The organism is Cupriavidus phytohabitans (assembly GCF_017815025.1).
In the GTDB taxonomy this organism is placed as follows: Bacteria; Pseudomonadota; Gammaproteobacteria; order Burkholderiales; family Burkholderiaceae; genus Cupriavidus.
The window spans coordinates 1-11364 of record NZ_JAGIQB010000089.1 but is presented as its reverse complement, the minus strand read 5'-3'; the positions used below and the strand labels follow the sequence as shown (position 1 = coordinate 11364).

Genomic DNA, 11364 nt, shown 5'->3' with positions numbered 1-11364 from the left:
CGCTGTTGCCGCTGTTGCCGCTGTTGCCGCTGTTGCCGCTGTTGCCGCTGTTGCCGCTGTTGCCGCTGTTGCCGCTGTTGCCGCTGTTGCCGCTGTTGCCGCTGTTGCCGCTGTTGCCGCTGGTGCCGCTGGTGCCGCTGTTGCCGCTGTTGCCGCTGTTGCCGCTGGTGCCGCTGGTGCCGCTGGTGCCGCTGGTGCCGCTGGTGCCGCTGGTGCAGGTCGGACGGATCGTGCCGGCACTCGACGGCAGCGCAGGCCGCAACCGGGCGCCGGGCTACTGCCTGATCGCGGCGCGCCATGACCTGGAGGCCATCCAGGCCTACCTGTCCCGCTTCCGTGACCGGGACAAGACCGCACGTGCCTACCAGAAGGAACTGGAGCGCTTCCTGCTCTGGTGCGTGGGCGCGCGCGGCACCGCGCTGTCCGCCATCGGCCCGGAAGCGTGCGAGCACTACAAGGCGTTTCTGGCGCAGCCGGATCCGTCCTGGATCGGCCCCAAGGCGCCCCGCACCTCGGCCCGCTGGCGTCCCTTCGCCGGCGCCCTCAAGCCGGAATCCCAGCGCTACGCGGTGCTGGTGCTGCGTGGTTTCTTTGCCTGGCTGGTGAGCATGCGCTACCTGGGCGGCAACCCGTGGCTGCTGGTGCCGGATCCGGTGACCACGCGCCGGGACGTGCCGATCGCGGTCGACAAGGCCTTGCCGGCCCCGCTGTGGCAGGCACTGGTGCAGCCCGATGGCATCCTGGACTAGCTCTGCGCGCAATGGCCCGCGGTGCCGGTGGCGGCGCCGCTGGCCGCGAAGGATGTCGACGCGCCCGGCGCTCAGTACCGTCTGGCGCGCGCGGCCGTGCTGCTGCTGGGATGCAGTGGGGCGCGCCGCGAAGAGGCGGCCGGCGCGCAACGCTGCCACCTCCAGCCGGTGCCGGAGCAGGCCGGCATTCCCGCTGGGCTGTGGGAGCTGGCGCTGCGCGGCAAGCGCCAGCAGTGGCGCACGGTCTTCCTCCCGGCGCGCGCCATCGACGCCTTGCGCACGCACTGGGCCGACCGCGGCCACGATTTCGAGAATCCGGACCAGGAACTCGCCCTGCTCTCGCCGGTGGTGATACCGGCCACGCGCACCGCCCAGGCGAAGCACCTCAGCGAGGCGGACGGCGCGCCCGTGCTGCGCGGCAAGGGCTTTTCACCGGATGGGCTGTACCAGCTGCTGACGACGACGTTGGTTCGCGTCGCCGACGACGCCACGCTGTCACTGTCCGAGGCAGAGCGGAACCAGCTGCGCCACGTCGCGCCCCATGCGCTGCGGCATACCTTTGCCACGCATGCGGTGGCCAACGAGATGCCTGCGGACGTCTTGCAACGGCTGCTGGGGCACGCCTAGCTGCAAACAACCGCGCACTACGTCCGCGCGGAGCGCGCACGTGGCCTCGCCGCGGTGGCGAAGCTTTATCCCGGCCTCAGCTAGGAAGCGTCCTGGCCACTTAACTCGCGGCAAATTGCAATCGAGCGGCTCTGCAGCTCGAGATTTCACCAACTTTCCGATGTGAGGGGAACCAAGACACGCTGATGCCCGAAGCATCAGTGGTAGTGGAGCTGGGCACTCTTACGCGCGTACCGGCTGGAAACTTTGTGCCGATAGCACTCTGTCCCTTGCCTCAGGAACGATGCTGCAGTTCCGAATTCTCCAAAGCGCCTTCCCGCGCTCTCGTGCAATAGCCGTGGAAGGTCTGCGGTTGGCGAAGTGGCCAAAGCCACCAAAATTGGCAAACGTCAGGCTGGACCAAAGACAAGGTCACCAAGATTGTACGAGCGTAAGTTTTTGTCTGCGCGTGCCGTAAAAGGGACCTCTGGGCCTGCCGTCACTGCCTTTCCCATTATGGTTAGGCTCGTCGGCCTCTCAATAAGGTCACAAGTATTGTCCGGCTGAGGTCCTTCGAGACACGCAAGGTCACCATCAATTGTCCGTTTTGCGACAGAGGCCCTCTCCCAGACAAGTCAGCGCTGGGCCTACGGAGGGGTTGCAATTGAGGATTCGTACAAACTTTGTGACCTTGCCTCCTGCCCTCGTGTAGCCGGTTCTCACAAGGTAAATCTCCAATGAGATGTTTTAGGAAACCGGGGCACTCATCCCTTATGGGTACCTGATGCAACTCATTAGTGATGTGATCACGGAACCCGAAGCTCGTTCTCTTCACTCCTGGCCTCACGGGTATCACGTTTTCATCTGCATCGATATCTACGGTCATCGGTCTCGCCGAGAAGGCAGTAGCCGTTGCTCACAGGCACGAGAACTACAAGAGATTCTGGTCGTTGTGACACGCTCGGCCAGTCAAAGTGCGTAGTCCGCTGCGCTGTCCTCCATATTTTGAAGCGAGTTGTACTGTTCATGTGCCCATGTTGGAGTAGCCATCCATGGCCCTGAGACGATCGAATGCCTCGGCGGCTTAACTAAATCCACATCACTTTCGGGTGTCCTGACCGTCAGCGCGCCGCAAAGCTGTTGTCGTTGCGCAGCCCTGCCTGCCACAGGCTAGACTCCTGCTGCTCTCGCCTACGATCCCGCCGGGACTTTCTTCAACACGCAGTTGCGATTCAAGCAGATCAAGGAGCACCGGCACGAGCGACATTTCTGGTGTGACGCTGCCTCCTTCGTGTTCCGACTCGGAACATGAAGGAGGCAGCCGACCAACGAAGAAGCGTTATTCATCTCAGCTGGGGTGTCGCATGGCAACGAGAATCGGAACGCCCTCGATCCGTGCGTTCTCGTAATGCCTCATGCAAGGCATGGGCGCTCGGAATTGGCAATCCACATCGCCTCGTTCACGTCCGGTATGTCCCGGGCACTACGGATTTGCAGGTCAAACATCCACTGCAAGTTGGCCTCACAATTTGCCGCAGGCTCGTACTCCCATGCGGCGTATCTGACCGCCGGTCGTACCCGTATGGGTGCCCCGACCGGACTGAATGTTCATGCGGACCCATCGGCCGGGGCGCTAGCGCATGGAGAGTAGCGATGGCAAAGCTAGCCAGTCGCCCAACAGGTTGCTTGCTCACTGCCCATTTGCGGCAGACTCTTGCCACGATCAACGTCATCAGCAGCATCGCTGCCTGGGCGCACTCCCAGTATCGCCATCCCAGATGCAATCGCAAGGCACGGACGTTCACGATGACGTTGTGTTCCGAGTCGGAACACGATTGCCTGACCGACCGGCGCGACTCATGACACCAATAGCGCCGACACACGTCCGCTCCTAATCGAGGACCGGCCACGGCGAAATTCAGAGCCCGTCTATGTAAGAACGAGGCTCGTGTTCCGACTCGGAACAAAAAACCCATTGGCGTGAGAGGTCCGACTGGTTTTGCGAGCGGCAGGGCTAACGTTGCGGCAACGTCCTGGCATTGATTACCGCACGTATCCGACGTTCACGATGACGTTGTGTTCCGAATCGGAACACAATTGCCCGATCGACCGGCGCGACTAATGGGTCAACTGCGCCGACACATATCCGCTCCTAATCGAGGACCGGTCACGAGGAATTCAGAGAGCTTCTTGTAAGAACGGGACTCGTGTTCCGACTCGGAACACAAAAAAAACCCCTCGGCATGAGGGGTTCGACTGGTCAGGAGCGACGGGCTAACGTTGCGGCCCGCCGTCAAAAAGTTCGTTGATTACCGTCCGTATCCGCTCCTCTTGAGCCGCTGTCAGGACTGCACTCTTGAGCTTTACAGTAAAGCTCAGGGAATCCTTTGTGATGCTGCCGGCTTGAGTTTTACCGGCATAGACCTTATGAATGTCACGCTGCGAAGTTACAGGCGTCGCTTCACGCCGGATTAGCGACGCGTCCAGCAGCTTGGCAAACTTCGACTGCTCAAGGCTGCCGTCTACAAGTTGCTTCCATACCTTGCGAGCCACAGTCACAGCTGGCTCGCCATGCTTCTTCAGCACGGCGTAAGTGTCACTTGCTGCAGTCCCACTGAAAAGCGATGGATTCCTCTCCAGATCTACACGCATGAATTCGGGTAGATTGTCGAAGGCAAAATATCGATAGAGTGTGCTTCGGCTCATCCCCATCGATTCGGCCATCCGCTTCCTGTCGGGAAATTCCTTCTCCACGCGACGCATCGCCTTGCCGATTTCGTAGTCGGTAAGGTCTTCACGGCTGACGTTCTCGGCCAAAGCTAGCACGGCCATATCTGCATCAGACGCATCCGTAACGAGCGCCTTGATTTCAGGCAGACCCAACACCTGGTGAGCGCGCCAACGGCGTTCCCCAGCAATTAGCTCGTAGTACGCCTCTCCGTTGTCCGGTGTAACTCGTCGAGCCAGAATGGGCTGCATTAGGCCCAGTTCCTTAATGCTCTCGGCAAGCTCAGTGAGACTGCTCTCGTCAAACCTTATCCGCGGCTGCCAGGGATTCGGCCGAATCTTCTCAACCGGAACCGTGCTTGCAGCCCCTTGGGACTCCAGTTCCTGAATCCGAAGCTGCGCCGCACTCAAAGCCGCCATCATTCCTGGCGCAGTCTTCGGACGGTCTGCAATCTGGGGGGCGGCGACTTCCACTTTGATTTCATTAGCCGGAGTCAAATTTGCGGTTTGCTCCAGCATGCGCTTGCGCATATTCATTTACGCATCCTCCCACTTTCCGGCGTAAAACTCATCGACCCAACGGCAATATTCATCGAACGGAATTCGCACACGCTGGAATGTCTTGTTGCTGCCCTCGAACTTACTAATGTCGAACACCGTCGCAAGTGCGAGCGCCCCGTTACTCATCACGGAGCTCGCCGGCACTTCAATAGGGCTCATCCAATCACCATAAGCTCGTTGAACCCAGGAGCGAACAATCGGAGCCGAAGACGCCACGCCATAGTCAACCTTCGAAAGCAGAATGCTCACGAAGTCGTAGGTCTTGTTTCCTTCGATGTTCTTGAAGCTGTCCGCCATATCGGAGAACAGACTCCAGAAAGACACCGAGCTAATAAAGTCGAGACTCTCCGGCACCAAAGGCATCACCATGGCGTCCGCAGCCATCAGCCCGTTAATGGTTAGGTAGGATAGCGAAGGCGCTGAATCCAGCACGATATAGTCGTATTTCTTTCGGAGCGGCTCCAGGCCCTTACGTAACAGGGTCCAGAAGCGATAATTCGCCGACTTGCTTGCCATTGCCGGGATATGAAACTCCGCGGAGAACAAAGATGGATGCGCAGGGATGACATCAACCCCGTCCCAATAGGTCTCCTGAATGACACTCTCGAGGGTAAAGTCGTCAGGGCTGTAGATGTACGGCAGAACGGTGCTTTCCTCGACAATCATCTTTTCGGCATACAGGCCGCACAATTCGGTCAGTGATGCTTGCGGGTCTAGGTCAACCAGTAGTACCTTGCGACCGCGCAAGCTCAGCCCCTGCGCCAGGCACATACTCGAAGTCGTCTTGCAGCTACCACCCTTGAAGTTGGCAGAAATAAGAACGCGACCGTCCGCTTCGCCGTTTCTTAGCAGCGGGGAAGGCCTCACCTGCGAAGCTTGTTGAACCCACTTCCGAGTCTCGGCAAGAGTAAATTGGCGTACGCGCCCATGAAGCTCACCCGCTGGAAGTGTGCTTCCGTCTTTCGTAGCCAAATAATGGAGCCGAGCCCGGTCGATGCCGCACATCTCGGCGACCTGAGTGGAGGTGAACGTCGGCGGACTTTTCCGAGGGCGAGGTGCCAGGATATGTTCGCGAAGTTCCTCAGTTAGCTTTTGCAGCTTCTTCGAAAAGTCACTCATTGAACCAATCGTGACAGTCCGGTCAATCTCGGTTAATTCGCTCTTCACCACCATATTCAACGTTCCATGTGAAATTCAGGATGAAACGTAGAATACGCGACCAACGCGAAAACTTCACGTACTCGTACGCACTTTTGGCAAAAAAGTGACGTCTCAACTGGCTATCTGTGCGGGGTTCGCGGAATCGAGTGAAATAAGTCAGAGCGTAATCCGCTCATAGGAAAGATGGATCTTCCATAAACACAGGCGCTCCGCCCCAATGGGGCAAGGTCACCGCCAATTGTACGAATTCGCGATTCGATGGTTCTTTAGATCGTGCACGCCCTACCATGTCGCTTCTGCTGCATATCCAAAGTCACCAAAATTGTCCGAATCGTAGTCCGGCAAACGCCAAACGCACTTGCATTAACTGCTCTCACCTTGAGACAAGTGGCTACTGGGGCACGACAACTCCCTTCCGCAGCATGGTTCGTACAATTTTGGTCACTTTGCCTGGCAGTTAGAGATCCTTGATCGTACAAATCTGGTGACCTTAGCGGTTACTCCGCTATCCCGGACAGACGATTCTGAACCGTTCGTGCTCGCAATGACTGGTCAGTTCGAGCGAATACTGCTCAACTGCGAACAATTTTTGTGACCTTACTCCATCACAAGGTCGGAAACGGCCCCTGGAGCGCAGAAATACAAATCCAGTGACCATGGGTCGCCCAAACTGCCCACAACTCCTTGCCTCGCAAGGCTTCCGCGGATTCCAACAATCTTTGTGACCTTGGTGGACAATTCCAGTTACCTTGCATGGCCTCAGAGTCCGCAGCCCAAGAAACCGGGGCCAAATCCGGTTACCTTGCGGCCACATCTAGTGACCTTACCCGACAAAATCGGCGACCTTTGGGCTCCAAAATGTGACCTTTCCACTCTAAGTCATTGATTTAATGAAGAGGCCCCCGCTTCTTGTAAGTGATGTTCTGTTCCTAAAAACAAAAAACCAACCTACCCCATACCATGGGACAGGGAACCGAGCCTTCGAAACCCACTAAAGTCACCGACATTGCTTGGCCAAACACCGGTAACCTCGGTACAGTAGCTGTAGCACCATCCCCCTAGGCCTTAGGCAGGCAAAGTCACAAGAAATGGTTTGACATTTCGACCTTTCCCCTGCAACCTTCCTGCCCGAAGGAGGGAAGTGGTATGGAAAGCGCGTCGCAACAGTTAGCCTTGACTCTATTCGAGGACTTCGCCCCTCGAGGCCAGAGCGTCACGGAAGCGCCAAAAGATTTGGGCTTCCGCCGCAGCAATGCTTTCGTCAAAATCATCGACCTAAGTCTGGCAGGCCGTCGCCTCATCGATGTTGCTTACTTCCTTGTCGCTGAAGACCAGGAAGTCCGGCGCGAATACCGGGTTGATGTCGGATTGTTCAAGTGGCTCCTAGCAACAACGAGCAACAACCGACGCCACCTCAGCAAGCTCGTTCGCGAAGCCCAGAAAGCCGCTATCGAGCTTAATGAGATCGATGTCGAAGACCCTTCCAAAGATCGATGGGGTGCAGTGCCCCTAATGGGCTCAGCATTCATCGAAAAAGGGGAGTTCATCTTTGAGCTTCCCGAACGGCTACAGCGCGCTATCAAGAACCCCAAATCCTCCCACTTTCTGAGCTTACGCTACGTATTCAAGTCGGTGCACTCTAAGGTTCTGTACGACCGACTGCAACAATTTATGGTTGAGGGCATCACCCCTTGGTTCGAGGTTCAAGCCCTGCGTGCTTGGCTAGAGTGCGAGAAAAAAACCTACGACCTCTTCAAACACTTCCGCAGTAAAGTCCTCGAGGTAGCCATCTCCGAAATTCGCGAAGTGACCGGACTCCACATTGAGATGCTTACGCTTAACGTGCCCGGCTCAAAGAAAATCGGCCAAGTCCGATTTCGATTGAACGCTACCGAACAGCCCAACGAGCAAAAAACTGCGTTCATCGTGCTTCGAAATGTCTACGAGACGCTGCACAAAGAGTTCGCGCTCAACCAGTCCGAATTCAACGAAATTATTACGAACCGCGACGTGTACAACGACGAGCGAATCCACCAGGCCATGGAGTACACCCGCCACAACGTGAAAGTTGGCAAGGTGAAGGTACGAGCAGGTGGTTATTTCATGAAGGCCCTTCGCGAGGGCTACCTGCTTGGTGAACTCGACAAGCAGATCCATCATCAGTCGGCCATTGCAGCGTCAACTCGTAAGGCTGCTGACCAGGAGATGGCCGAACGTGAAGCCCGCGTGAAGGCCGCCGGTGCCGAGCGCGACCAACGAGAAGCTGATTTGGGTTGGGAAGCCTACAATAAGCTCTCCCCTGAGCAGCAATCGGACATGACTGCGGAGTTTTGTCAGTCTCAGGCGGCCAAGCTTCTTGCACGAAGACTTAAGCTTGAGTCCTTGAACGTGCACGAGCATATCAATGAGCCGAATGTTCGGAGCACATTTGGAGGCTTTGTGGCAAGTCGCGTGCACAAGGCAGCGAAGGCCGCAAAACGAGTAGGCGCTGCAGCCTCAGCAAGTCTGATCTGAGCACGAGCAGGCCCTCTCACGGCAACCGAATGCGTCCAGAATCCAACCTCGCGCGCACCAAAACCCGTAGTTGTTCGATCGCCATTTGTGCAGTTCCCGACGACCGTCGCGATTGAGTTTACGGTGCTGATAAGGGGGCAGCAGCGGCGATGGTCATCGCCGGCAACTCTTCAATGCGGGCCTCGGCCAGTGCTTTCCTGCAGCGCATCAGATTGGTCGCGTCACACGGCAGGCGCGGCGCCACTACTGCCGATCGCTCTCTCGCTTGCGCCGGCTGGATTACGGCAGCGGCCAGTCCGCTCGCTACTCTGTCCATCTCGATAAGCCAGGCACTCGCCTGCTCATGCGCGAGAGAGCTTCGCCGGCCGTTAGCGTCGGTGATCACGATGGATGCTGAATCGACTTCGTAGGTCGTTCCGTCGGACGCTGAAACCCGTTTGCCTCGGTACCTATCGACAAGGGTAGCAATTTGCTGCTGCTCTTGCGTGGCCCGGAGGGGCGCTGTATCGTCGGCACAAACACGGCGGCCTCAAATCTGAAGTGCAACACCTTGCCATTTGGTAAGGTGGTAAGTGAGTCGCCAGCACCGTCTGTACCGTTCAGTAGAGTGGCGCCAAAGTAGTTCCCACCAAATGATGATGGGAACTACTTTGTCACAGTCACAGGAAGTACCAACCGCCGGCAGTCGCAAAGGCCGACCGAACCACAGCGAGGAATTCAAGCGGCGGTTAGCAGCCGCCGCGTGTGAGCCGGGTGTCTCGGTATCGAAATTGGCGCGCGAGCACGGCATCAACGCGAACATGCTGTTCACCTGGCGCCGACGCTATCGAATGGAGCAGCGCCAGGACGACGCCGCGGTGTTGTTGCCGGTGACCGTTGAACACCCAAGCTCGCCACTCGGTCCGATGCCAATGAGTCCGGCCGCTGCGGTTTGCGAGCCGACGCCGCCGCACGGCGCCATTGAGATCCGTTTGGGCCGAGCGGTGATTCGCATTGAAGGGTCAGTCGACCCGACCACGTTGCGTACGGTACTGGACCGTTTGACGCCATGATCGGGTTGCCGGCGGGAACACGCATCTGGATCGTTGCAGGCGTGACCGACATGCGCTGTGAATTCAACGGGCTCGCAGCGAAGGTGGAGGCGACTCTGCAGGAGAGCCCATTCTCCGGCCATGTCTTCGTCTTCCGCGGCAGGCGCGGCAACGTCATCAAGGTGTTGTGGTCGACGGGCTTTGTTTGCTCTCGAAGCGCCTGGAGCGTGGGCGTTTCGTCTGGCCGCAGGCCGACAGCGGCAAGATCCATCTGACGCAAGCGCAGTTGTCGATGCTGCTGGAGGGGATTAACTGGAAACAGCCCGAGCGCACCTGACCGCCACTGTCGGTGTTGTAAACCTTGCGGCATGTGCGTAAACTGCCGCGCATGCCAATCGACCCCAGCGACCTTCCCCGACGATATTGAGGCCCTGAAGGCCTTGGTGTTGGCACAGCGGGAATCGATCGCACTCATGGAACGGGCCTTGGCGGTCCGCTCCATGGAGATCGAGCAGCTAAATCTGCAGATCTCAAAACTAAGGCGGATGCAGTTTGGCCAGAAGTCCGAGAAACTGGATCGACAGATTGAACAGCTCGAGACCAGACTGGAAGATCTGCTGGCCGAGGAAGGTGCGGCTGACACCGAAGCCGATCCGCAGGCAACCCCTCCTCTCCGGAAGAAAGCGGTACGCAAGCCGTTGCCGGAGCACTTGGAGCGGGAGGAACGCATTCTCGAGCCCGAGAACGAAGCCTGTCCAGAGTGCGGCGGAAAGCTCAAGCCGCTGGGCGAGGACATCTCGGAGCAACTCGATATCATCAGCAGTTCATTCAGGGTGATTCGGCAGGTGTGGCGCAAGAAGGCCTGCGCCTGTTGTGATGCATCGTCCAGGCTGAAGCGCCAAGCCGGCCGATTGAGCGCGGCATTGCCACGGCGGGGCTGCACGCTCACATTCTGGTTGCCAAATACGCTGATCATCAACCGCTGTACCGCCAAGCCGCGATCTATGCCCGGCAGGGCGTCGATCTGGAGCGCACGACCATGGCTCGCGGGGTCGGCGCTTGTGGTGCTCTGGTACGCCCCCTGGTCGAGGCTTTGCACCGATACGTGATGATGCCCGGCAAGGTTCACGCGGACGACACGCCGCTGCCGGTACTTGCGCCAGGTAAGGGGCAGACCAAGACGGGAAGACTATGGGCCTACGTGCGGGACGATCGCGCATCGGGTTCGGATGCTGCGCCTGCGGTCTGGTTCGCCTACACACCCAATCGCCAGGGCCAACATCCCCAAGCACATCTGGCCGGCTTCCGTGGCATCCTGCAGGCAGACGCGTAGCGGGCTTCAACGCTGTTTTTACCGACGGCAGTGTTCGCGAGGTAGCTTGTATGGCCCACGCGCGCCGTAAGGTGCACGATCTGCATGTCCGCAAGGCAACGCCTACCACCACAGAGGCATTGCGCCGGATCGGCGAGCTCTATGCCATCGAAGCGGAAATCCGGGGTAAGCCAACTGCAGTGCGTCAACAGGTGCGGCAGCAAAGATCCCGGCCCCTACTGGACAGCTTCGAAGTGTGGTTGCGAGAGCGGCTATTGACGCTCTCGACGCAGTCGGAAACGACCAAGGCCATCAATTACATGCTGAACCAGTGGCAAGCACTAATCTGCTACTGTGATGATGGCCTGGCAGAGATAGACAACAACATCGCAGAGAATGCGCTGCGTGGTGTCGCGTTGGGTCGGAAGAATTTTTTATTCGCCGGCGCCGACAGTGGCGGCGAGCGTGCGGCCGCCATGTACTCGCTCATTGGGTCCTGCAAACTCAACGGCATCGATCCCGAGGCGTATCTGCGTCACGTCTTGGCCCACATCGCCGATCATCCGGTCAACCGGATCGACGAACTCCTGCCGTGGAACGTCGCCACTCAACTGGCGTTGCAAGCCTCTAGGGAAATGCTGAATAAATCAGTGCGCGAGTCATCGCGGGATTGGGTGAGTGCGTTGTCATAGTCATGTCCATG

The 11364-nt window shown here is 58.2% G+C and carries 6 protein-coding genes and 3 pseudogenes; 6 read left to right on the top strand and 3 right to left on the bottom strand.

The window, feature by feature from the left end:
* Together J8I34_RS35035 and J8I34_RS35030 are read left to right on the top strand one after the other, a co-directional pair.
* Positions 1-749 (top strand): annotated as a pseudogene (locus J8I34_RS35035) (hypothetical protein); the annotation flags it as partial.
* 27 nt (positions 750-776) lie between these two features.
* The gene (locus J8I34_RS35030; protein WP_371748183.1) at positions 777-1376 is read left to right on the top strand and encodes a tyrosine-type recombinase/integrase; all 600 of its coding nucleotides are present in this window, start codon (positions 777-779) and stop codon (positions 1374-1376) included.
* Positions 1377-3629: 2253 nt separating this feature from the next.
* On the opposite strand, the gene J8I34_RS31765 is transcribed toward J8I34_RS35030, so the two are convergent.
* Together J8I34_RS31765 and J8I34_RS31760 are read right to left on the bottom strand one after the other, a co-directional pair.
* On the bottom strand, positions 3630-4619 hold the full coding sequence (locus J8I34_RS31765; protein WP_209777952.1) for a ParB/RepB/Spo0J family partition protein: 990 nt from the start codon (positions 4617-4619) through the stop codon (positions 3630-3632).
* Positions 4620-5816, bottom strand: a complete 1197-nt coding sequence (locus J8I34_RS31760) for a ParA family protein (RefSeq protein WP_029050147.1) — start codon at positions 5814-5816, stop codon at positions 4620-4622.
* A 1134-nt stretch (positions 5817-6950) separates the two neighbouring features.
* On the opposite strand from J8I34_RS31760, the gene J8I34_RS31755 reads away from it, so the two are divergent.
* The gene (locus tag J8I34_RS31755; protein ID WP_209777954.1) at positions 6951-8318 is read left to right on the top strand and encodes a replication initiation protein; all 1368 of its coding nucleotides are present in this window, start codon (positions 6951-6953) and stop codon (positions 8316-8318) included.
* Positions 8319-8436: 118 nt separating this feature from the next.
* Here J8I34_RS31755 and J8I34_RS35025 read toward each other — a convergent pair whose 3' ends face one another.
* The gene (locus J8I34_RS35025; RefSeq protein ID WP_245176288.1) at positions 8437-8703 is read right to left on the bottom strand and encodes a hypothetical protein; all 267 of its coding nucleotides are present in this window, start codon (positions 8701-8703) and stop codon (positions 8437-8439) included.
* 247 nt (positions 8704-8950) lie between these two features.
* Between J8I34_RS35025 and tnpA the strand changes: the two genes are divergently transcribed.
* The 3 genes and pseudogenes from tnpA to tnpC all read left to right on the top strand — a co-directional run bounded on the left by tnpA (position 8951) and on the right by tnpC (position 11353).
* Positions 8951-9370, top strand: coding sequence for an IS66-like element accessory protein TnpA (gene tnpA / locus J8I34_RS31745; protein ID WP_209777957.1), 420 nt, complete (start codon positions 8951-8953; stop codon positions 9368-9370).
* Positions 9367-9686, top strand: a pseudogene (tnpB, locus tag J8I34_RS31740) (IS66 family insertion sequence element accessory protein TnpB). The gene tnpA and the pseudogene tnpB overlap by 4 nt, the downstream one beginning before the upstream one ends.
* A gap of 31 nt (positions 9687-9717) precedes the next feature.
* Positions 9718-11353: pseudogene (gene tnpC / locus J8I34_RS31735) on the top strand (IS66 family transposase).
* Positions 11354-11364: the final 11 nt, after the last annotated feature.